General features: G+C 66.9%; 21 protein-coding genes. 9 read left to right on the top strand and 12 right to left on the bottom strand.

Annotated elements, in window-relative coordinates; all coding sequences use genetic code 11:
* Positions 1-120 precede the first annotated feature (120 nt).
* The 7 genes from ROA7023_RS03655 (at position 121) to trpB (ending at position 6,746) form a co-directional block, all read left to right on the top strand.
* Positions 121-735: a (d)CMP kinase gene (locus ROA7023_RS03655; protein ID WP_085877644.1), complete on the top strand. Its 615-nt coding sequence runs from the start codon at positions 121-123 to the stop codon at positions 733-735.
* Positions 736-773: 38 nt separating this feature from the next.
* The gene (locus ROA7023_RS03660) at positions 774-1,886 is read left to right on the top strand and encodes a hypothetical protein (protein ID WP_085877645.1); all 1,113 of its coding nucleotides are present in this window, start codon (positions 774-776) and stop codon (positions 1,884-1,886) included.
* Positions 1,887-2,072: 186 nt separating this feature from the next.
* On the top strand, positions 2,073-3,785 hold the full coding sequence (gene rpsA / locus ROA7023_RS03665; RefSeq protein WP_268807970.1) for a 30S ribosomal protein S1: 1,713 nt from the start codon (positions 2,073-2,075) through the stop codon (positions 3,783-3,785).
* A gap of 315 nt (positions 3,786-4,100) precedes the next feature.
* The gene (gene ihfB, locus ROA7023_RS03670) at positions 4,101-4,382 is read left to right on the top strand and encodes an integration host factor subunit beta (protein ID WP_085877647.1); all 282 of its coding nucleotides are present in this window, start codon (positions 4,101-4,103) and stop codon (positions 4,380-4,382) included.
* 9 nt (positions 4,383-4,391) lie between these two features.
* Positions 4,392-4,754 (top strand): lipopolysaccharide assembly protein LapA domain-containing protein, encoded by a 363-nt coding sequence (locus ROA7023_RS03675; RefSeq protein ID WP_085877648.1) that lies wholly within the window; start codon positions 4,392-4,394, stop codon positions 4,752-4,754.
* 4 nt (positions 4,755-4,758) lie between these two features.
* Entirely contained in the window at positions 4,759-5,439 is a 681-nt protein-coding gene (locus tag ROA7023_RS03680) for a phosphoribosylanthranilate isomerase (protein ID WP_085877649.1), read from the top strand.
* A gap of 77 nt (positions 5,440-5,516) precedes the next feature.
* Positions 5,517-6,746: a tryptophan synthase subunit beta gene (gene trpB, locus ROA7023_RS03685; protein WP_085877650.1), complete on the top strand. Its 1,230-nt coding sequence runs from the start codon at positions 5,517-5,519 to the stop codon at positions 6,744-6,746.
* Between the two features lie 43 nt (positions 6,747-6,789).
* Here trpB and ROA7023_RS03690 read toward each other — a convergent pair whose 3' ends face one another.
* The 4 genes from ROA7023_RS03690 to ROA7023_RS03705 form a co-directional block, all read right to left on the bottom strand.
* Complete coding sequence (locus tag ROA7023_RS03690) at positions 6,790-7,170, bottom strand: DUF2237 family protein (RefSeq protein ID WP_085877651.1); 381 nt, start codon at positions 7,168-7,170, stop codon at positions 6,790-6,792.
* 70 nt (positions 7,171-7,240) lie between these two features.
* Positions 7,241-7,936 carry an aminoacyl-tRNA hydrolase gene (gene pth / locus ROA7023_RS03695; protein ID WP_085877652.1) on the bottom strand — a complete coding sequence of 232 codons (696 nt, stop codon included), beginning with the start codon at positions 7,934-7,936 and terminating at the stop codon, positions 7,241-7,243.
* A gap of 185 nt (positions 7,937-8,121) precedes the next feature.
* Positions 8,122-8,568 carry an aminoglycoside 6'-N-acetyltransferase gene (gene aac(6') / locus ROA7023_RS03700; protein ID WP_085877653.1) on the bottom strand — a complete coding sequence of 149 codons (447 nt, stop codon included), beginning with the start codon at positions 8,566-8,568 and terminating at the stop codon, positions 8,122-8,124.
* Between the two features lie 241 nt (positions 8,569-8,809).
* On the bottom strand, positions 8,810-9,451 hold the full coding sequence (locus tag ROA7023_RS03705) for a 50S ribosomal protein L25/general stress protein Ctc (RefSeq protein ID WP_085877654.1): 642 nt from the start codon (positions 9,449-9,451) through the stop codon (positions 8,810-8,812).
* 198 nt (positions 9,452-9,649) lie between these two features.
* On the opposite strand from ROA7023_RS03705, the gene ROA7023_RS03710 reads away from it, so the two are divergent.
* Positions 9,650-10,807, top strand: a complete 1,158-nt coding sequence (locus ROA7023_RS03710; RefSeq protein WP_085877655.1) for an MFS transporter — start codon at positions 9,650-9,652, stop codon at positions 10,805-10,807.
* Here ROA7023_RS03710 and ROA7023_RS03715 read toward each other — a convergent pair.
* From ROA7023_RS03715 to ROA7023_RS03750, 8 genes are all read right to left on the bottom strand, one after another.
* Entirely contained in the window at positions 10,774-12,621 is a 1,848-nt protein-coding gene (locus ROA7023_RS03715) for an alpha-amylase family protein (RefSeq protein ID WP_234992003.1), read from the bottom strand. The two genes, ROA7023_RS03710 and ROA7023_RS03715, sit on opposite strands and share 34 nt — an antisense overlap.
* A 249-nt stretch (positions 12,622-12,870) precedes the next feature.
* The gene (locus tag ROA7023_RS03720) at positions 12,871-14,046 is read right to left on the bottom strand and encodes an alpha-hydroxy acid oxidase (RefSeq protein ID WP_085877657.1); all 1,176 of its coding nucleotides are present in this window, start codon (positions 14,044-14,046) and stop codon (positions 12,871-12,873) included.
* A 92-nt stretch (positions 14,047-14,138) separates the two neighbouring features.
* Positions 14,139-14,612, bottom strand: coding sequence for a copper chaperone PCu(A)C (locus ROA7023_RS03725; RefSeq protein ID WP_085877658.1), 474 nt, complete (start codon positions 14,610-14,612; stop codon positions 14,139-14,141).
* A 110-nt stretch (positions 14,613-14,722) separates the two neighbouring features.
* A complete protein-coding gene (rpmB, locus tag ROA7023_RS03730) occupies positions 14,723-15,016 on the bottom strand; it encodes a 50S ribosomal protein L28 (RefSeq protein ID WP_085877659.1) in 294 nt (97 codons plus the stop codon).
* A 117-nt stretch (positions 15,017-15,133) separates the two neighbouring features.
* The gene (locus ROA7023_RS03735; RefSeq protein WP_085877660.1) at positions 15,134-15,916 is read right to left on the bottom strand and encodes an alpha/beta hydrolase; all 783 of its coding nucleotides are present in this window, start codon (positions 15,914-15,916) and stop codon (positions 15,134-15,136) included.
* Complete coding sequence (gene meaB, locus ROA7023_RS03740) at positions 15,913-16,905, bottom strand: methylmalonyl Co-A mutase-associated GTPase MeaB (protein WP_085877661.1); 993 nt, start codon at positions 16,903-16,905, stop codon at positions 15,913-15,915. Before meaB ends, ROA7023_RS03735 begins: the two co-directional genes overlap by 4 nt.
* A 113-nt stretch (positions 16,906-17,018) precedes the next feature.
* Positions 17,019-18,080 (bottom strand): ABC transporter ATP-binding protein, encoded by a 1,062-nt coding sequence (locus tag ROA7023_RS03745; protein ID WP_085877662.1) that lies wholly within the window; start codon positions 18,078-18,080, stop codon positions 17,019-17,021.
* Complete coding sequence (locus ROA7023_RS03750; RefSeq protein WP_085877663.1) at positions 18,077-18,889, bottom strand: IclR family transcriptional regulator; 813 nt, start codon at positions 18,887-18,889, stop codon at positions 18,077-18,079. The genes ROA7023_RS03745 and ROA7023_RS03750 overlap by 4 nt, the downstream gene beginning before the upstream one ends.
* Before the next feature lie 159 nt (positions 18,890-19,048).
* Between ROA7023_RS03750 and ROA7023_RS03755 the strand changes: the two genes are divergently transcribed.
* Positions 19,049-20,305, top strand: a complete 1,257-nt coding sequence (locus ROA7023_RS03755) for an ABC transporter substrate-binding protein (RefSeq protein ID WP_200812451.1) — start codon at positions 19,049-19,051, stop codon at positions 20,303-20,305.
* The last annotated feature ends 98 nt before the right edge of the window (positions 20,306-20,403 follow it).

The raw sequence follows: 20,403 nt of genomic DNA on the forward strand, positions 1-20,403 counted from the left end.
TCGGTCCACCAGAACATGGTCTTTCCCGATGGGAGCAGTATGTGGAACGTCCGGCTCTGCCGGCGTGCCAATGACTGAGCGGCTGGCCCCTCGCACCGCCGCGCCCGGCCGGGGGATACCATGACGGACGCCTTCACCGTGGCCATCGACGGCCCCGCCGCTGCGGGCAAGGGCACTGTCAGCCGGGCCGTCGCCGAAACGCTCGGCTTCGCGCATCTCGACACCGGGCTGCTTTATCGCGCGGTCGGGGCGCGGATGCTGTCGGGCGAGGATCCGGTCGCCGCCGCCCGGACGCTCGACCCTGCCGCCTTCGACGAGGACCGGCTGCGCAGCGACCCGGTGGCGCAGGCCGCCTCCGAGATTGCCGTCCTGCCGGACGTCCGCGCGGCGCTGGTGGATTTTCAGCGGGCCTTCGCCCGTCGCCCGGGGGGCGCGGTGCTGGACGGGCGCGATATCGGCACGGTGATCTGCCCGGATGCCGAGGCGAAGCTTTTCGTCACCGCGAGCGCGGAATGCCGGGCCGAGCGGCGCTACCGCGAGTTGCGCGGCAAGGGGGCCGAGGTCACGCCCGACGGCGTGCTTGAGGATGTCCGCGCCCGCGACGCCCGCGACAGCGGTCGCGCCGTGGCCCCGCTGAAACCGGCCGAGGACGCGGTGACCATCGATACCACCGCGATGTCCATCGAAGAGGCGGTTGCCCGCGCGGTGGCGGTCGTCCGGTCCCGGCGGGGCTGACAGGCGGGCTGACGCCTGCCCAAAGGAGGGATGCCCCGATGGCCGTGCAGATCGCTTCGTTCTCGTCGCAGCGATTCGGCGGCGGGCTGGTGCGCGGCTCGGCGCTGGCGCCAGAGTACCGGACCGACGGCTATCTCGAGGCGCTGGACCGCGAGACCTTCTGGTACGACGCGGTCTGGCGCAAGGGCCGCGTTCACCTGATCTGCCCCAAGTTCAACGATCTCTGGCCGCTGGTGCGTGGTGCCGCCTGGCGACTGGATGGCCGGCCGGTGCAGGTCGCGCGGATCCGCCGCTACCGGCGGCACGAGGTGATCGAACTGGCCGCACCGGTCCGGCCCGACACCGTCGCGGTCGAGATGGCGGGCTGGCGGGCCGAGGCGCCGCTTGCGCCCGACGGGGCCGGCATTTTCGACGGGCTCGACTGCGGCTTCTACATCTCGCGCGACAACCGGCTGGAGTGGCTGGCGGATCACGCGGCCTTTCACCGGCACCACCACGGGATGCAGGGCCTGGTGGTGATGGACAACGGCTCCACCGCCTACGGACCCGACGAGATCGCCGCCGCGCTGGCGCCCGTCGGGCTGGAGCAGGTGGTGATCCTGCCTGCGCCCTTCGCCTATGGCCCCGTGGGCAGGCCGCCGTTCCGGCGCCTTGAGAAGTTCCTGCAGACGGCGCTGTTCAACGTGCTGCGGCTGCGGTTCTTCGGCCGCGCCGCGGCGGTGCTGTGCTGCGACGTGGACGAGCTGGTGCTCTGCGACGAGGGCACGATCTTCGACGCGGCGCGGCGCAGCCGGATCGGGCATCTGCGCATCGCGGGGTACTGGGCCGACCCGGTGCCGACTGACGGCCCGCCGCGCCATGCGGACCACGTGCTGCGCACCGACCCGCCCCGGCGCTGCCCGCCCAAATGGTGCCAGGTGCCCGGCGGGCTGGTCGGCGGCTTCAGCTGGGACGTGCATGGCCCCGAAAAGCTCACCCCCCTGCACAAGCGCACTCCGACACCGGGGCGGCGGTTCCTCCATTGCCGGCGTATCACGACGGATTGGAAATCCGACAAGCGGCAGGCCGCCCAGGCGAGCCTGACGCGCGATCCCGCCGCGGGAAAGGCGCTCGCCTTTCTCGACGGTGCGCCGCCGAAACGCCGCCCATAGCGGCGATTGCGGCGCCCCGGGCTTGCCATCGGGCGCCATTTGGCCTATGGCCAGCCCGTCGAAGCGGCGGGACAGTCGCGAGCAGGGGACTTGAGCAGGGTCGGTCACATTACCGGCCCTCTTTATTTTTCCGGCCCTTCGGCCAATTGGAACCCCAAGACCGGCGGAGACAACCGCGCGGCCAGAATAGACGCTAGTAAGGAAACGCAAAGCCACATGGCTCAGAACACATCGATGGAGGAATTCGAAGCCCTCCTCAACGAAAGCTTCGAGATCGACACGCCCTCCGAGGGCTCTGTCGTCAAGGGCAAGGTCATCGCGATCGAAGCGGGACAAGCCATCATCGACGTCGGCTACAAGATGGAAGGCCGCGTCGATCTCAAGGAATTCGCAAACCCCGGTGAAGCGCCCGACATCCATGTCGGCGACGAGGTCGAGGTTTACCTGCGCAATGTCGAGAACGCCCGTGGCGAGGCCGTCATCTCTCGCGAGATGGCCCGCCGTGAAGAGGCGTGGGATCGTCTGGAGAAGGCCTATGCCGACGAAGAGCGTGTCGAAGGCGCGATCTTCGGCCGTGTGAAGGGCGGCTTTACCGTCGATCTCGGCGGTGCCGTGGCGTTCCTGCCCGGCAGCCAGGTCGATGTGCGCCCCGTGCGCGACGCGGGCCCGCTGATGGGTCTCAAGCAGCCGTTCCAGATCCTCAAGATGGACCGCCGCCGGGGCAACATCGTGGTGTCGCGCCGTGCGATCCTCGAAGAGAGCCGTGCCGAGCAGCGCGCCGAAGTCATCGCCAACCTGCACGAGGGTCAGGCGGTCGACGGCGTGGTCAAGAACATCACCGAATACGGGGCCTTCGTGGACCTGGGCGGTGTCGACGGCCTGCTGCACGTGACCGACATGGCCTGGCGCCGCGTCAACCACCCGTCCGAGATTCTGGCGATCGGCGAGACCGTCAAGGTCCAGGTCATCAAGATCAACAAGGAAACCCACCGTATCAGCCTCGGCATGAAGCAGCTGCAGGAAGATCCGTGGGATGCCGTCGCGGTCAAGTACGCGCTTGATTCGGTCCACCAGGGCCGCGTGACCAACATCACCGACTACGGCGCATTTGTTGAGCTGGAGCCAGGTGTCGAAGGTCTGGTCCACGTCTCGGAAATGTCCTGGACCAAGAAGAACGTCCATCCCGGCAAGATCGTCTCCACCTCTCAGGAGGTCGAGGTCATGGTGCTGGAGATCGACGAGGCCAAGCGCCGCGTTTCGCTGGGTCTCAAGCAGACCATGCGCAACCCCTGGGAAGTCTTTGCCGAGACCCATCCGGAGGGGACCGAGGTCGAGGGCGAGGTCAAGAACATCACCGAATTCGGTCTGTTCGTCGGCCTGCAGGGCGACATCGACGGCATGGTTCACCTCAGCGACCTCACCTGGGAAGGCCGGGGCGAGGACGTCATCGGCGATTACCGCAAGGGCGACACGGTCCAGGCCAAGGTGCTGGAAGTCGACACCGAGAAGGAGCGTATCTCGCTCTCGATCAAGGCGCTCGACAACGACCCATTTGCCGATGCCGTTGGTGGCGTGAAGCGCGGTTCGATCATCACCGTCGAGGTGACCAAGATCGAGGACGGCGGCGTCGAGGTGGAATACGAGGGCATGAAGTCCTTCATCCGCCGCTCCGACCTGTCGCGCGACCGGGCCGAACAGCGCCCCGAGCGTTTCCAGGTCGGCGACAAGATCGACGTGCGTGTCACTAATATCGACAGCCGGACCCGTCGTCTGGGCCTCTCGATCAAGGCGCGTGAGATCGCCGAAGAGAAGGAAGCCGTTGAACAATATGGCTCGTCCGACAGTGGTGCCTCGCTGGGCGACATTCTCGGCGCGGCGCTCAAGGGCAACGACGACTGACGCCTGACTGTTCGCAGTGGAAGAACGATGCCCCCGCAGCCTGGTGCTGCGGGGGTTTTTCGTCTGCGTCGCATTCTTGAAGGTGCGACGAATCGGCGCTGTCCGTCGGATTTCGCCCTGTCGCAATCGCGCCCAATATTGCGCCCCAGGTTGCAAAGACGACCCCGATGGCCCGAAATCGACACGCCGAAACACCGAAAAACCGGGAGAGAACCGACAAGGCGTATTTCTACCGGGGCCCCAAGTGCCTATAGTCCGACAACACGTGCCGATGGTCTCGGCTGCCGAAAAGTCACGTTGCCAAGGGGGAAAGGGATGATCCGATCCGAACTGATCCAGAAGATCTCCGATGAGAATCCCCACCTTTATCAACGGGACGTCGAGCGGATCGTGAACACCATCTTCGAAGAAATCACGACGGCCCTCGCGCGCGGCAACCGCGTCGAACTGCGCGGGTTCGGCGCCTTTTCCGTCAAGAAGCGGGACGCGCGTATCGGTCGCAATCCGCGCACCGGCGAAAGCGTCGAGGTCGAGGAAAAACATGTCCCGTTTTTCAAGACCGGCAAGCTCTTGCGGGACCGGTTGAACGGGAAGTAACATCACCTCATGCGCTATATTCGTTATGCCTTCTGGGCCATCGTCGCGATCTGCCTGATCACTGTTAGTTTCGCCAATCGCGGAATGGTGGAGCTGCGGCTTCTGCCCGAAGCGCTTGCCGGGGCCGTGCCGGGTTTCGGCTGGCTGGGGGCGCCGGTGTCGGTGCCGCTGTTTTTCGCGATCCTGATCGGCGTGGCCGTCGGCCTGGTGATCGGGCTGATCTGGGAATGGATCCGCGAGCTCAAGCAGCGCTCTGAAGCCGCCCGCAACCGTCGCGCCGCCAAGTCGCTGGAGGCCGAGGTGCAGCGCCTCAAGGCTGAAAAGCACGAAGGCAAGGACGATGTCCTGAAGCTTCTGGAGCAGACCGGCTGAGGCCATGCCCGCTGACATCCGAGTGAAGATCTGCGGCCTGCGCGATGCCGCCATGGTCGATGCTGCGGCGGCCGCCGGCGCGGCCTACGTGGGCTTTGTCTTCTTCGCCAAATCCCCCCGGAACGTCACCATCGAGGCCGCGCGGGACGCTGCCCTCGCCGCCCCGCCGGGCGTGGCGAAGGTCGCGCTGGTAGTGAACCCGGACGACGCGCTTCTGGACGAGATCACCGGGACGGTCTCGCTTGACATGATCCAGCTCCATGGCAGCGAAAGCCCCGAGCGGGTGCGCGAGGTCCGCGCCCGCTACGGCCTGCCGGTGATGAAGGCGGTCGGCATCCAGAGCGCCGAGGATCTGCCCGCGCTCGACATCTACAGCAAGGTCGCCGACCAGCTTCTGGTCGATGCCAAGCCCGTGGCGGGCGGGCCCCTGCCGGGCGGCAACGGGGTGCCGTTCGACTGGCGACTGGTGTCCAACCGGCGCTGGCCGGTGCCGTGGATGCTGGCCGGCGGGCTGACCCCGTCGAACGTCGCCGATGCCATCGCCCTGACCGGCGTGCGACAGATCGACCTGTCCTCTGGCGTGGAAAGTGCCCCGGGGGTCAAGGATCCGGTCCTCATTGCCGAGTTTATCCAGGCGGCGCAGACCGCCGGCCGGCCGCGTGCCGCCGCGCCCTCCCTGCGCTGAGGCTGTCGCGGCCCATTTCCATCGCCGCCGGTTCCGTCTATTCCCTTCGAAAATCATGCCACGCGCGGGAGGCGATCATGGCCGAAGACCTGATCAACAGCTTCATGACCGGACCGGACGAGAACGGCCGTTTCGGAGATTTCGGCGGGCGTTTCGTGTCGGAGACGCTGATGCCGCTCATCCTCTCGCTGGAGGAGGAATACGAGCGCGCGAAGACCGACGACAGCTTCTGGGCCGAGATGCAGGATCTCTGGACCCATTACGTCGGCCGCCCCTCGCCGCTCTATTACGCCGAGCGGCTGACCGAGCGGCTGGGCGGCGCCAAGATCTATCTCAAACGCGACGAGCTGAACCACACCGGCGCGCACAAGATCAACAACGTGCTGGGCCAGATCATCCTGGCCCGCCGCATGGGCAAGACCCGGATCATCGCCGAGACGGGCGCCGGCCAGCACGGGGTCGCCACGGCGACGGTCTGCGCGAAATTCGGCCTCAAATGCGTGGTCTACATGGGTGCCCATGACGTGGAGCGTCAGGCCCCCAACGTCTTTCGGATGAAGCTTCTGGGGGCCGAGGTGATCCCCGTGACCTCGGGGCGGGGCACGCTGAAGGACGCGATGAACGACGCCCTGCGCGACTGGGTCACCAATGTGCACGAGACCTTCTACTGCATCGGGACGGTCGCCGGACCGCATCCCTATCCGGCCATGGTGCGCGATTTCCAGGCGATCATCGGCAAGGAAGCCAAGGAACAGATGATGCTGGCCGAGGGCCGTCTGCCCGACACGATCATCGCCGCCATCGGCGGTGGGTCCAACGCGATGGGGCTGTTCTATCCGTTTCTCGACGACAAATCCGTGGGCATCATCGGGGTCGAGGCCGGCGGCAAGGGCGTGAACGACAAGATGGAGCATTGCGCCTCGCTCACAGGGGGGCGGCCGGGCGTGCTGCATGGCAACCGGACCTACCTCTTGCAGGACGACGACGGGCAGATCCTCGAGGGGTTCTCGATCTCGGCGGGGCTCGACTATCCCGGCATCGGGCCCGAGCATTCCTGGCTGCATGACATTGGCCGCGCCGAATATGTCTCGATCACCGATGCCGAGGCGCTGGAGGCGTTCCAGCTGTGCTGCGAGACCGAGGGCATCATTCCCGCGCTGGAGCCGTCCCACGCGCTGGCCCATGTCGCCAAGATCGCGCCGAACCTGCCTGCGGATCACCTGATTTGCATGAACATGTGCGGGCGGGGCGACAAGGACATCTTTACCGTCGCACGCGCACTGGGATGGGAGATGGGCGGCCACTGACGGAGCCCGGGGCGGGGCCGGGCCGTCGGCCCCCCACCCGCACCTAGCGCAGTTCGCGCAGCCTGTGTTCCTCGAGCACCGACATCGGCACGATCTCCAGCGCCCGTTCATGGGTCGCGGCAAGGTTGACGGAAGGGGCGCAGCCCTCTTCGTGGGCCTGCAGGAAACGTGAGGCGCACAGGCACCAGCTGTCGCCCGGTTTCAGCCCGGCAAAGCCGAATTCCGGCCGCGGGGTCGTCAAGTCGTTGCCGACATACTTGGAAAACGCGAGGAACTCGGCGGTCATCACGGCGCAGACCGTGTGGCTGCCATGGTCTTCGGCGCAGGTGTCACAGGCACCGTTGCGAAAAAATCCGGTGACGGGGTCGAGCGAACAGGGCATGAGGGTGCCGCCCTGAACATTCTGCGAGGGATCTGGTGTCATCGGTCACTCCTTGCGACCAGTCTAGAATTTTTGCGCCTCGGGTCAAAGGGGCCCGCTGTCCGGCGGGCGTCTACTTGAACCGGTCCATCAGCTTCTGCATCGGACTGCGCCTGTCGTCCTCTTCCGCGTCCGCGTCCTCAGGCGGCGGGTCGTCGCCGTCGCCGGCGGGCGGGGGGCTGCGTCCCGTCGAGGGTCGCGACGGGTTGAGCCGCAGCGAGACCGCGTTCAGGAACCGGGGCGCGTCGCCCGCAGCCAGCGCGGGCGCACCGTCGCCGATGCCGCGGAGCAGGTCGTCCAGCCAGTCTTCGTCTGCCTTGGCGAAATCGTGGAGCACATAGCCCGGCACCGCCTCCTTGCGGCCCGGGTGGCCGACGCCGAGGCGGATCCGGTCGTAATGCGGCCCGATGTGCTGGTGGATCGAGCGCAGGCCGTTGTGCCCCGCATGCCCGCCGCCGGCCTTGGCCCGCAGCTTGCCCGGCGCCAGGTCGATCTCGTCATGAAACACGGTGATGTCGGTCGGCTCGAGCTTGTAGAACCGCATCGCCTCTCCGACCGACTGGCCCGACAGGTTCATGAACGTCATCGGCTTGAGCAGGACGATCCGATCCGATCCGATCCGCCCCTCGGCGACCTCGCCCTGGAATTTCGAGCGAAAGGCTGGAAAGCCGTGGTCGGCGGCGATCCGGTCCACTGCCATGAAGCCGATGTTGTGGCGTGTGCGGGCATATTTGGGCCCGGGATTTCCTAGTCCGACAAAGAGTTTCATGGGCGATAGATACCTGATGAGTTCGCGCTGCGAAAACGAAAAACGGGGCGGCTACGGGCCTGGGCCCGCCAATGGCCGCGATTGTCCCGGAAGCGTCGGTCGGCGCGGGGCCGTCACACGCGGCGCAAACCCATGCCGCAGGATACCGGGGCCGACGCGAAAGGCGTCGATGCGAGAACAGCCACCTACAACAGCTTTCGAAAATAGACCACGCGATCCATTTCCTCGAAGCCCAGGGCGCGATGAAACGCGCGGCTCGTCACGTTGTCGACATGCGCGTCGGACGCCAGTTCGGTGACGCCCCGGTCAAGCGCCCAGGACTGGACCGACCGCAGCAAGGACCGGCCGACGCCGGAGCCGTGATCGGTGGGGCGCACGTAGATCCCCTCGAGGAAGGCAACGGGCGAGGTCTCGCATCCGTTCACGTGATCGCGTCGCAAGGCGGCCTCGGCGAACCCGCGCAGGCCGACCTCTTCGGCAACCTCCAGAAAGGCGATGCTGTCGCGAGGAGATCCGGCGAGCACCGCCGCCGCCTCGTCCTCGTGCTGCGCGAGCGAGGTGTCCGGCCAGAGCCGGGCCCGAAGTGCGACCCAACCCGCGATATCCGAAGGCGTGGCGATCCGTATTGCCATGACGACTTACTGGCCGGTTTCCCGATCATCCGCAACGATGGTGCAAGCGGAGGCGCACCGCGTCGATGCGAAGGGCACCCCCTCTGTGCACAGCCGGCTTCCGGCAACATGAAGCCGGCACACAGTCCGCGATGGACTCCGCCCGAGTGCGACCGGTCCCCATACCGATTCATGCGGGGCAACTCGAAACGCAGAAAAGGGGCCCCGAAGGACCCCTTCCCCGGCCTGACGACGCACAGACTTATTCTTCGGTCGTCTCTTCGGTCTCGTCCGCTTCGGCCTCGCCCTCGTCCTCGTCGTCGGCGGCGCGCAGGCCGGACGGTGCGGTGATGTTGGCGATCACGAAGTCGCGGTCGATCGTCGGCTTGGCGCCGGCGGGCAGGTCGATCATCGAGATCGTGGCGGTGTCGCCGATCTCCATGCCGGTCAGGTCAAGCACGACCTGCTCGGGGATGTCGCCGGCGGTCACCAGCAGCTCGATCTCGGGGCGCACCGCGTTCAGCACGCCGCCCTTCTTGAGGCCGGGGGCCGCCGCGTGGTTGATGATCTCGACCGGGATGAACAGCTTGACCTTGGTGGTCCGGCGCAGGCGCAGGAAATCCACGTGGGTCGGCAGGTCCTTGACCACGTCGCGCTGCACGTTGCGGCAGATGATCCGCAAGTCTTCCTGGCCCTCGACCTTGAGGTTGAACAGGGTGGACATGAACCGCCCCTGACGCAGCCGCTTCAGCAGCATGTTGAAGTCGAGCGAAATCGGCAGCGGCTCTTTTTCGCCGCCATAGACGATACCGGGCACCTTGCCCTCGCGCCGCGCCGACCGGGCGCCGCCCTTGCCAGTGCGCGCACGCGCCTCTGCAACGAGATCGGGGATCTCACCAGCCATGATAGAATTCCTTCTAGTTCGCGCACCCCGTTACTCTCGCCGGGGCCCACTTTTCGACAATGGGCGGCGCACCGCCTGGATGAGGCGCAGTCCTTAGCGGAGAATGCCCCGCTTGGGAAGGGTCCGCGAGGCAAATAAGGTGCAGACGTCGCCGTTCTCGCGCTTGCCAGCGCAGGGCCCCGGTGCGAGAGCATTCGCATGTCCATTCTCAGTGCCCTCACCCTGTCCCGCCGGCCCGCCACGGGCTTCGTCATCGTGGGCATCTTCTGGGGCGGATTCGCGGCCCATGTCCCCGTTCTCAAGGCGCAACTGGGCGCAAGCGATGCCCTGTTCGGGCTGCTGCTACTGGGGACGGCGGCGGGGCTCGTGTCATCCATGTGGCTCGCGCCCCGTCTGGACCGGACCCTTGGCGCCCGTGGCATGCAGGTCGCTGCCCTGGCCCTCGCGCTGGCCTGGCTCTTTCCGGGGCACATGAGTGTCCAGGTCCTGTTCTTCGTGTCGCTCATCTTCGTCGGCGGCGCCTCGGGGTTGCTGGATGTCACCATGAACGCTCGCGTCAGCGATCTGGAGGCGCAGACCGGCCGCAGCCTGATGAACGCGAATCACGCTATCTTTTCCGTGGCCTACGCGGTGGCGGCCCTGATCTCGGGCGTCACCCGAGAGGCGGGGATCCCGCCGGGCTGGGTCTTTACGGGCTTTTCGGTGGTCACGATCCTGCTGCTGCCGGTCCTGCGCATGGCGCCCGCCGCGGTCGAGCCCGAGGTCGGCTATGCCGGGGCCTATCCGCTCTGGCCGATCCTGCTGTCGGGACTGGTCGTGCTCGTGGCCTTCATGTCCGAGGCCACGGTCGAGGCCTGGTCCGCGCTCCATGTCGAGCGCACGTTGGGCGGTGGTGCGGTCCAGGGGGCGCTGGGCCCGACGATGCTGGGGATCACAATGGCCGTCGGGCGGTTCTCGGGCCAGGTCGTCGCCGAACGCCTGCGCGAGGTCCCGGTGATCGTCGGCGCTTCGCTGCTATCGGCCTGCGGCGTTATTCTGGCCGCGGTCGCGCCGGTGCCCGCCCTGGCCTACATCGGCTTCGGCATCTTCGGGCTGGGCGTGTCGGTGGTGGCGCCGATGGGGCTGGCCCTCGTGGGCAAGCTCGTGGCGCCGCATCTGCGGACCGAGGCCATCAGCCGTGCGGCGGTCATGGGCTTTTCCGGCTTCTTCTTCGCGCCGGTCTTCATGGGGCTGGTGTCCGAGCTCTTCGGCCTGCGCGCCGCGTTCGGCGGTGTGGCCCTGCTTGCGCTCTGTGCGGTGCCGCTGGCCCTCGCGCTCGGCCGCTATCCGTTGCGCACGGCCCAGATCCGGCCGTAGGGCGGCAGGTTGATCTGCCCGCCGCGCAGGCTCAGCGGTTCTCCGGTCAGCAGGTCCAGGTGCTCTGTCGACGGGTCGATCTGCGCGGCGCCGACCCGGATGGATTGCCAGCTTTCGGTAAAGTTGAACAGGCCGGTCAGCAGACCCTCGTCAGCGTGCCTGCGAAAGGCAAAAAGCCCCGGGTGCCGCACGTCGATCACTTCCGTCGGCACGTCCGAGGCCAGCTGCGGCGTGGCTTTGCGCCGGTGCAGGATGTCCCTGGTCCCGGCGTGGATACGGGCCGCGGGGCTGCCGTCGTCCAGTGCGGCGGTCCTCGTCCAGTCCATGTAGGGCCGCTGCATCCAGCGCCCGTCCTCGGCCAGCGCCGGATCCTCCATGTAGGAATGGTCGTTCGTAAGCCCCAGCTCGTCCCCCATGTAGATCAGGGGCATCCCGCCGAAGGACGCGATCAGCGCGTGCCCCATCAGGATCCGTTCGATCGCGAGGTCGATGGCCTCGGCATCGTCCCGCGCCACCGCATCCTCCAGCCCGGCGAGCGAGGCGAAGGACCCGTTGGTCCGCTTGTCGCCCGTCTCCTCGTTGACCTGGAAATCCGCGCCGCGGGCAAAGCTCGTGGGAAAGCGGCCGGCATAGTAATCGGCCAGGAACCGGCGATGTCCGGGTCCGGTGATGCCGCCGACGGCCTCGGCGTCCTCCTCGGTGATGGCCCAGCCGATATCGTCGTGACAGCGGATGTAGGTCGCGAAGGACGCACGCCGGAAGGACTGCGGGAAATGATGCGACAGCACATAGGTCATCAACCGGGTGTCGCGCGATGCGAGCGCCGACCAATACTGCACCATCAGCGAGTTGTGATAGGCCAGCTGCGCCTCGCGCCCGGTATGGCGTCCCTGGCCCAGGTAGGGCACCAGGTCGCCCGGCGCGACGATGGCCTCGGCCTTGTGAATGATGGCCGGGGCCGTGACACGGCTTGCCTGCACAAGCGCCTGCAGGATGTCATGCACCTCCGGCAGGTTCTGGCAGACGGTACCCATCCTCTTCCACATGAAGGCCACCGCATCGAGCCGGAACACCTCCACACCCTTGTTGGCAAGGAACAGGATGATGTCGAGCACCGAGAGAAAGACCTCCGGGTTCTCCCAGTTCAGATCCCATTGATATTCGTTGAATGTGGTCCAGACCCAGCCCACATCCTCGTAATGGGTGAAATTGCCCGGCGCCTGGTCGGGAAACACCTCCGTCAGCGTCCGCTCGAAGGCCTCGGGCGTGTGCGGATCGTCGTAGATCCGGTAGAAGGCGCGGTAGAACGGATCTCCGGCGCGGGCCTTCACGGCCCAGTCGTGCTCCTTCGCGGTGTGGTTCAGCACCAGGTCGATGCAGGGGCTGATCCCGGCGGAGCGAAACTGCAGCGCCAGACGCTGGAAATCGGCCATGGAGCCCAGCACCGGGTTGATCTCGGTATAGTCCATCACGGCATAGCCGCCGTCCGATTGCCCCGGGCGCGGCTTCAGGCAGGGCATGAGGTGGGCATAGGTCACGCCCAGATCGGCAAGATAGGGGATGTGGCCCGCCACGTCCCGGACCTGGCCCGCGAACCGGTCGATATAGAAGACATAGGCCACCATGTCCTCCGACAGGAACCAGTCCGGGTTGAGGTCGCGCTCCATGTCCAGATGCCGCAGATCGGCGGGGCGCTCCCCCCAATGCCGTTCCAGAAGGGCGTGCAGCCGGTCCATCAGCCCGCTCTCGAACGCCTGCGGATAGAGCCGCGACAGCGGGCCGATCAGATCGCGCCGTCCACGCTGCCAGCGCATCTCGAAAAGGTCCGTTTCCGAGACTGCCGCCTTTCGCCTCTTTCCGCCGTTCGCCATGTTCGTCCTCCAGTGGCAGGACTATGACAGCCCCTTTTTGGGACTGAAAGCCCACCCTTCATTGCCTTGCATATCCGGGGGGTGATTGCGCCGGAGGCGCAGAGGGGGCAGAGCCCCCTGACCCGCCCGGGGGGCGCCGCAGGCGCACCGCGGGCAGATCTGTGCGCCGCAGGCGCCCCGTTCGGTCACCGGTCAGGCGGGTGCGTCGGACCATTCTCCTTCGAAATCCGCGGGCACGTAGAGGACATCGCGGCTCAGGGTCTTCACGTCCCGGCGCCCGCAGAGCGCCATCGAGACGTCGAGCTCCTTGCGGATGACCTCCAGCGCCTTGGTGACGCCCGGCTGACCCATCGCGCCCAGCCCGTGGACATAGGCCCGTCCGATGAACGTGCCCTTTGCCCCCATCGCCAGCGCCTTCAGCACGTCTTGGCCCGTCCGGATGCCGCTGTCGAAATGCACCTCGATCTGATCCCCGACTGCGCGCACGATCTGCGGCAGCATCCTGATCGACGACAACGCACCGTCCTGCTGCCGCCCGCCATGATTCGACACCACGATCGCGTCGGCGCCGACGTCCAGCGCACGCCGGGCGTCTTCGGGGTCCAGGATCCCCTTCAGGATCAGCTTGCCGCCCCATTTCTCCTTGATCCTGCGCACCTTGTCCCAATCCAGCTTCGGGTCGAAGTTCTCGTTCGACCACTGGATCAGGGACGAGACGTTGTTCACGTTCCGCGCGTGCCCCACGATGTTGCGGAAAGTGCGCCGGTGGGTCGACAGCATCTCTATACCCCAGTTCCACTTGGTCGCGAGATCGACCAGATTGCGGGCCGTGGGCGCCATCCGCACCGACAGCCCGTTGCGGACGTCCTTGTGCCGCTGCCCGAGGATCTGCAGATCGAGGGTCAGAACAAGCGCCGAGCAGCCCGCCGCCCGGGCCCGTTCGATCAGGTTGTCGACGAATTCCTCGTCGGTCATCACGTAGAGCTGGAACCAGAAGGGCCGCGTGGTGAACTTCGCGACGTCCTCGATCGAACAGATCGACATGGTGGAGAGGGTGAAGGGAACGCCGAACCGCTCGGCCGCCCGCGCGGCCTTGATCTCGCCATCGGCCCTCTGCATGCCGGTCAGGCCCACCGGGGCCAGCGCCACGGGCATGGCGACGGTCTCGCCGATCATCGTGCTTTCGGTCGTCCGGTCGGACATGTCCACGGCAACCCGCTGGCGCAGACGGATCCTGTCGAAATCGGAGGTGTTCTCGCGGTAGGTCTGCTCGGTGTAGCTGCCCGAGTCGCAGTAATCGTAGAACATCTTCGGCGTCCGCCGCTTGTGCAGGCGCTTCAGATCGTCGATGCAGGCGATCACGGGCATGGCCCACTCCTCGGGTTGGATTTCGCGGTCAATCTGACCAGATACGGGCCGTGCGGCAAGCGCCCGCCCCACGGCGGACCCAGTCTGAGGACCTAGTTCGCGTGGTCCATCGCGCCCGGCATCCGTTCCAGATCCACCGGCACCTCGACCTTCATCTCTCCGGCCTGATCGAAGACCAGCGTCAGGGGGATCGTCTTGCCCTGCTCGAACGGACCGGCGAGGCCCATGAACATCACGTGCCGACCGCCCTGCATCAGAATCACCTCGCTGCCCGCGGGCACCGGCAGACCGTCCTCCAGATGCTCCATCCGCATCAGCCCGTCATCGCCCATCGTGCTGCTGTGCAACTCGACCCGCGCGGCCGCGTCAGAGCGCACGTCGGTCAGAACGTCGTCGGTATCGCCGGTGTTGCGGATGACAAGGTAGGCCGCGCCGGTCATGGCCGTCGGCCCCGCCGAGCGGGCATAGGGTGCGTCGATCTCGATCACGCTGTCGGCCAGGGCGGGCAGGGCAGCGGCTGTTGCGAGAAGGAGCGACAGGAACAAGGAGGCGCGGCGCAGTCTCATGGCGGTGATCCCGTGATGTTTGAACACGGTAGTCGTCTAGCGCCATCGGCCCCACGCGAAAAGGCCCGGCGGTGGCGCCGGGTCTTTCAACGCATGCGGCGTGTCGTCGCTCAGGCGGCGGCGGTCGTCGTCGCCTTGGCGATGTCTTTCTTGACCTTCAGCGCGGCGGGCGACAGTTCGTCATCCTTTGCGCGGGCCATGAACGCGTCCAGCCCGCCACGGTGATCGACGGTGCGCAGGGCGGCCGACGAGACGCGGAACTTGAAGGTGCGTCCCAGCACGTCGGACTGAAGCGTCACGTCCTGCAGGTTGGGCAGGAAACGGCGACGGGTCTTGTTGTGGGCGTGGCTGACATTGTTGCCGGACATCGGCCCTTTTCCGGTCAGTTCGCAACGGCGCGACATGTGGTCATCCTCATCTGGTTCCGGCGAATGCGCGGGGGATTCGCCAATATGAAGGGGCGCCGCCGTGGCAGCTCCCGAAATCTCATCGGGTGTCCTTAGGCGGATCGCGGCGGTGCGTCAAGGCCCCGATGGCGGCCCTGCGGGCGCATCGGTGCCGGTCCTTCCGGCGCGCAGACGCAGGGCATCGGCGATGTGCCGACGATAGACCGGCGAGCCATGTCGCGTGGCGCGATGCAAGGCGACGATCGCGGCAGGATCGGGCGGCCCGCGAAAGAGTTGGCGCTGCAGCTGGCCGAACCGCCCGCCCGCCGTCAGCACCTGCGTCGCCGGATGCCCGCCGCCGGCCAGACGGCAGAGGCGCAGCTGCGGAAAGATCTCGCCCAGCATGCGGGCATGGACCCGGTCCATCGGGCGCAGCGGGTCATAGAGCAATGCCCCGCCCAGCTCGGCCGCGCCGTGGCGGGCAAGGTCGCCCCGCTCCGGGTCGAACCCCGCTGATTCGGAGCGGTAGCGGCGGTCGAACGGCACCACCGACGGCGCCACCGAGACCTGTGGCGACACCGCGATGACCTGCATCAGCCGCAGGGCCCGGGAATACCGGAACGCCGCGTAGGCCCCCATCGAGAACCCCATCGCCACGACCCGCCGGTAGGGCCGGGCGAAGGCGGCCAGGCAATCCTCCAGCGCCTCGGTCTCGGCGTTCACATACCAATCGTTTCGCAGGCTTTGCAGGTGCAGATGCGCATAACCCCGACCGGTGAAGGACAGCGTCGGGCGCGGCGCGTCGAAATGGCCCGGTCGGGCCACCCGCTGCCGGAATGTGACGATCAGGCGGGGCTTGCCCGGCTGGAAAACGTCGGCCCGGATCAGATCTCCGTCGAAGATCCGCTCCGGCGTCATTTTGGCGCCTCTCCCGCCCCCAGCATTACGGACAGGAGTTCCTGGGCGGCGACGGCGGGCGGCGTCTCGCCCCGCGCGACCCTGTCTGCCAGCGCCGCCATCGTGCCTTTCAGCGGCTCGCGGCGCAGCCGCCCGAGCAGGGCCTGCCGGACCTCCTCCTCGAACCAGTGCACCGCCTGATCGGCCCGGGCCCGGGCCAGCCAGCCACTGTCGCGGCGGGCCTCGGCGAGGGCGGCGATGTCGGTCCAGGCCTGCTCCAACCCGGCGGCCTCTAGCGCCGAGACGGTGATCGCCTTGGGATAGCCGTTCGGATCCTGCGGCCGCTTGCGCAATAGCCGGAGGGCCCCGGCGTAATCGGCACAGGTCCGCATCGCTTGCGACCGCAACTCTCCATCGGCCTTGTTGACCAGGATTATGTCGGCGATCTCCATGATGCCGCGCTTGACCCCCTGCAACTCGTCGCCGCCGGCGGGGGCCAGCAGCAGCAGGAACAGGTCGGTCATCTTGGCCACCTGCGTCTCGGACTGGCCCACGCCGACCGTCTCGATCAGAACGATGTCGAACCCCGCCGCGGCGCAGAGCTGCGCGACCTCGCGGGTGCGCCGGGCGACCCCGCCAAGCTCGCTTTGCGAGGGTGAGGGGCGGATGAAGGCGCGGGCGTCGCGGGACAGACGTTCCATTCGCGTCTTGTCGCCCAGAATGGATCCGCCGGAACGGGCCGAGGACGGGTCGACCGCCAGCACCGCGACCCGCTTGCCCATGCCGGTCAGCATCAGGCCGAAGCTTTCGATGAAGGTGGATTTGCCGACGCCCGGGGTGCCGGAGAGGCCGATCCGCAGGGTGTCGTCCGAGGGCGGCAGCGCGTCCAGCAGGTCCAGCGCCCGGGCCCGGTGATCGGCCCGGCCGCTCTCGACCAGGGTGATCGCCCGGGCGAGGGCGCGGCGTTCGCCCTGCCGGATGCGGGCTGCGAGGTCGTCGGTATCAGTCATCCCGCGCGTTGTGCGCAAAGCCGGGCACGCTTGTCCAGAGGCACGGGCCGGCTCGTGGCTGCCGCCCTGGACGGGGCAGGGCGCCCCGCCGCGAAGGCCCGGCGCCGGCCGGGTCAGTCGCGGATGCGCTCTTCGGTCTTGTCGTCGAAGACGTAGACCCGCGCGGGGTTGATCGAGAGGCCCACGGTCTGGCCCTCGGCCACGCTGTCGTCGCCGCGTTGTTCCACGATCATCCGCTCTCCGGTGGGCGCAGTGATATAGGCGTAGGACACGCCGCCCAGACGCTCGGTCATCTCGACGGCATGGGTGTTGCCGGTCGGGTCGATCTCCAGGTGTTCGGGCCGCAGGCCGACCACGATGTCCTTGCCCTCCCACACCGGTGCGACCGATTTCCCGGTCGGCGCACCAAAACCGGGTGACGTCGCCTCGCCGCCCTTCACGGTTCCCTTGAGGAAGTTCATGGCCGGGGAGCCGATGAAGCCCGCCACAAAGCGGTTGTTCGGGTCGCGGTAGAGGTCGAGCGGCGCCCCGACCTGCTCGATCACGCCCTTGCGCAGCACCACGATCTTGTCGGCGAGGGTCATCGCCTCGACCTGGTCGTGGGTGACGTAGATCATCGTCGCGCCGATCTCCTTGTGCAGGCGGGCGATCTCCACCCGCATCTCCACCCGCAGTTCGGCATCGAGGTTCGACAGCGGCTCGTCGAACAGGAACACCTCCGGCCCCCGCACGATGGCCCGCCCGATGGACACCCGCTGCCGCTGACCGCCGGAGAGGGCGGCGGGCTTGCGGGCGAGGTATTCGTCCAGCTTCAGGATGCGGCTCGCCTCGGCCACCTTGGCGTCGATCTCGGCCTTGGGATGCTTGTTCATCTTCAGGCCGAAGCCCATGTTTTCCTTGACCGTCATGTGCGGATAGAGCGCGTAGGTCTGGAACACCATCGCCACCCCCCGTTCCGACGGGTCAAGCCGCGTGACATCGCGCTTGCCGATGGAGATCTTGCCGTCGGTTGTCTCTTCGAGCCCCGCCACCATGCGCAGCAGGGTGGACTTGCCGCAGCCCGAGGGACCGACGAAGACGCAGAATTCGCCGTCCTCGATCTGCAGGTCGATCCCGTGGATCACCTGAACGTCGCCGTACTTCTTGATGACATTGTGAAGCGTCACGCCGGTCATGTTTCGTCCTCCCTGGGCCCTTTGGGGCAAGTGTCCGTCTGCGGAAAGCGCCAGTCTTTGGACTCTTCCGCGATCCCTCGGGCCGTCGCCCGCAAATCGTTGATGTAGCCGTCAAGCCGCGACAGCGATGTCCGGGCCGTCGATCCGGTGATCGACAGCGCCCCGAGGCACCGGCCCCGAGACGTCAGGATCGGCACGGCAATGCAGATGATGCCGGGCTCATGCTCTTCGCGGTCATAGGCATGGCCGCGAGCGCGGATCTGGGCGAGCTCCGCCCGCAGCGCCTCGGGCGTGGTGTAGGTATGCTCGGTGAAGCGGTGAAAGGATTGCTGGGCGATGATCCGCTCCAGCGATTGTTCGGGCTCGAACGCGAGCATCGCCTTGCCGACCCCGGTGCAATAGGCCGGCCCGACCTTGCCCGCGTCGCTGAACATCTCCACCGGGGAGGAGGCGTTGCGCTTGTCGACATATAGCACCTGGGCCCGGTCGAGCTGTGCCAGGTGGACCGTCTCGCCCACCTTCGCCGCCAGGCTGTCGAGATGCGGCCGCGCCACGGCCCCCAGCGAGGATTGCGCCCAGGCGGAATGCGCCAGCCGCACCAGCCGTACACCGGGGGCATAGGTCTGCCGGTCGGGGTCGTAGGCCAGCATCCCCTGCTCGGCCAGGGTCTGCACGAATCGGAACAGCGTCGCCTTGGGAAACGGAGACCCTTCGAGCAGCTCGCCGAAGCGCACCGGCCGGCCGAATGCCGCCACGCTGTCCAGCACCTCCAATGCCTTGCCGATCGTTCCGCCCCCGGCCGTGGCCATGGCTTTCGTCCCTCCCGTGCGCCGCGTCCTCTCGCGACTGTTGACAAGCATAGGCGAGTCGCGCTTATGATTTCAATATTCAAAACCGGGTTTCACATATTGAAACCAAACAGGTCCGCAAGAGACCCGGTTCGTTGATGGTTGCTAAGGGAGGACACCATGCAATCCATATTCAAGGCGTCGGTTGCGGCGCTGGCTCTGGGTGCCGTCGCGGCGCCCGCTTTCGCCGAAAGCCACACGCTGAGCGGCGATCTTCGGATCATCTCGGACATGTCGAACCCGGCGCCGCGCGCGGTGATGGAAGGGCTTGCCGCCGATTTCGGCGCGATGCACCCCGAGTTGAACGTCGAGCTGACGATCGTCGACCGCGAGGCCTGGAAGACCCAGATCCGCAACGCGCTGGGCGCCAACCCGCCGGACGTGGTGAACTGGTACGCCGCCAACCGCATGGCCCCGTACGTGTCCGCCGGTCTCTTCGAAGACATCACCGACATGTACGAGAACGGCGATCTCACGGGCCTCGACAGCGTCAAGGGCGCACTGACCATCGACGGCCGCCAGTGGGGCGTGCCCTACACCTACTACCAGTGGGGGGTCTATTACCGCGAAGACATCTTCAACGAGCTGGGCCTGACCGAGCCGACCACCTTCGACGAAGAGATCGCCAACTGCCAGGTGATCCTCGATTCGGGGCGCAAGTGCTACACCATCGGGACCAAGTTCCTGTGGACCGCCGGCGGCTGGTTCGACTACATGAACATGCGCACCAACGGCTTCGACTTCCACATGCAGCTCGCCCGGGGCGAGGTGGAATGGACCGATCCGCGCGTCCGCGAGACCTTCGCCAACTGGCGCAAGCTGATCGACATGGGCGCCTTCATCGACGACCACCAGTCCTATAGCTGGCAGGAAGCGCTGAACTTCATGATCGACGGCGAAGCCGCCGCCTACCTGATGGGCAACTTCGCCGTGGCGCCGCTGCGCGAGGCCGGTCTGAGCGACGATCAGATCGACTTCTACCAGTTCCCGATGATCGCCGACGTGCCGCAGGGCGAGGACGCCCCGACCGACACGTTCCATATCCCCTCGGGCGCCGAGAACAAGGAGGCCGCCCGCGCCTTCCTTCAGTTCGTGACTTCCCCCGATGTGCAGACCGAGATCAACTCGGGCGACGGGCTGGGTCAGCTGCCGGTCAACGCCAATTCCGGCGTCGATGCCGACGAGTTCCTCGAGCAGGGCTTCGAGATGCTGACGACCAATGCCGAAGGCGGTGTCGCGCAGTTCTTCGACCGTGACTTCCCGGCCGAAATGGCCTCGGTCGGCATGGAAGGCCTGCAGGAGTTCATGGTGTTCCCGGACAACCTGGACGACATCCTCGAGCGCCTCGAAGACGCGCGTCAGCGCATCTACGAGTAAACCTCCCGCCTCCCCCGGCCCGACCGGGGGAGGCACGCACGTTTGGCCCATCCGCAAGCCGCCCCACACCGGGCTTTCGCATGCGCCGATCCCAGCTG

Origin of the sequence: Roseisalinus antarcticus (genome assembly GCF_900172355.1) — a bacterium.
In the GTDB taxonomy this organism is placed as follows: domain Bacteria; phylum Pseudomonadota; class Alphaproteobacteria; order Rhodobacterales; family Rhodobacteraceae; genus Oceanicola; species Oceanicola antarcticus_A.

What these genes read in the sequence shown, in the direction of transcription:
- ROA7023_RS03655 (WP_085877644.1), top strand. Translation starts at nt 121, where the DNA reads ATGACGGACGCCTTCACCGTGGCCATCGACGGCCCCGCCGCTGCGGGC.
- ROA7023_RS03660 (WP_085877645.1), top strand. Translation starts at nt 774, where the DNA reads ATGGCCGTGCAGATCGCTTCGTTCTCGTCGCAGCGATTCGGCGGCGGG.
- ihfB (WP_085877647.1), top strand. Translation starts at nt 4,101, where the DNA reads ATGATCCGATCCGAACTGATCCAGAAGATCTCCGATGAGAATCCCCAC.
- ROA7023_RS03675 (WP_085877648.1), top strand. Translation starts at nt 4,392, where the DNA reads ATGCGCTATATTCGTTATGCCTTCTGGGCCATCGTCGCGATCTGCCTG.
- ROA7023_RS03680 (WP_085877649.1), top strand. Translation starts at nt 4,759, where the DNA reads ATGCCCGCTGACATCCGAGTGAAGATCTGCGGCCTGCGCGATGCCGCC.
- trpB (WP_085877650.1), top strand. Translation starts at nt 5,517, where the DNA reads ATGGCCGAAGACCTGATCAACAGCTTCATGACCGGACCGGACGAGAAC.
- ROA7023_RS03690 (WP_085877651.1), bottom strand. Translation starts at nt 7,170, where the DNA reads ATGACACCAGATCCCTCGCAGAATGTTCAGGGCGGCACCCTCATGCCC.
- pth (WP_085877652.1), bottom strand. Translation starts at nt 7,936, where the DNA reads ATGAAACTCTTTGTCGGACTAGGAAATCCCGGGCCCAAATATGCCCGC.
- ROA7023_RS03705 (WP_085877654.1), bottom strand. Translation starts at nt 9,451, where the DNA reads ATGGCTGGTGAGATCCCCGATCTCGTTGCAGAGGCGCGTGCGCGCACT.
- ROA7023_RS03710 (WP_085877655.1), top strand. Translation starts at nt 9,650, where the DNA reads ATGTCCATTCTCAGTGCCCTCACCCTGTCCCGCCGGCCCGCCACGGGC.
- ROA7023_RS03715 (WP_234992003.1), bottom strand. Translation starts at nt 12,621, where the DNA reads ATGCGCTGGCAGCGTGGACGGCGCGATCTGATCGGCCCGCTGTCGCGG.
- ROA7023_RS03720 (WP_085877657.1), bottom strand. Translation starts at nt 14,046, where the DNA reads ATGCCCGTGATCGCCTGCATCGACGATCTGAAGCGCCTGCACAAGCGG.
- ROA7023_RS03725 (WP_085877658.1), bottom strand. Translation starts at nt 14,612, where the DNA reads ATGAGACTGCGCCGCGCCTCCTTGTTCCTGTCGCTCCTTCTCGCAACA.
- rpmB (WP_085877659.1), bottom strand. Translation starts at nt 15,016, where the DNA reads ATGTCGCGCCGTTGCGAACTGACCGGAAAAGGGCCGATGTCCGGCAAC.
- ROA7023_RS03735 (WP_085877660.1), bottom strand. Translation starts at nt 15,916, where the DNA reads ATGACGCCGGAGCGGATCTTCGACGGAGATCTGATCCGGGCCGACGTT.
- meaB (WP_085877661.1), bottom strand. Translation starts at nt 16,905, where the DNA reads ATGACTGATACCGACGACCTCGCAGCCCGCATCCGGCAGGGCGAACGC.
- ROA7023_RS03745 (WP_085877662.1), bottom strand. Translation starts at nt 18,080, where the DNA reads ATGACCGGCGTGACGCTTCACAATGTCATCAAGAAGTACGGCGACGTT.
- ROA7023_RS03750 (WP_085877663.1), bottom strand. Translation starts at nt 18,889, where the DNA reads ATGGCCACGGCCGGGGGCGGAACGATCGGCAAGGCATTGGAGGTGCTG.
- ROA7023_RS03755 (WP_200812451.1), top strand. Translation starts at nt 19,049, where the DNA reads ATGCAATCCATATTCAAGGCGTCGGTTGCGGCGCTGGCTCTGGGTGCC.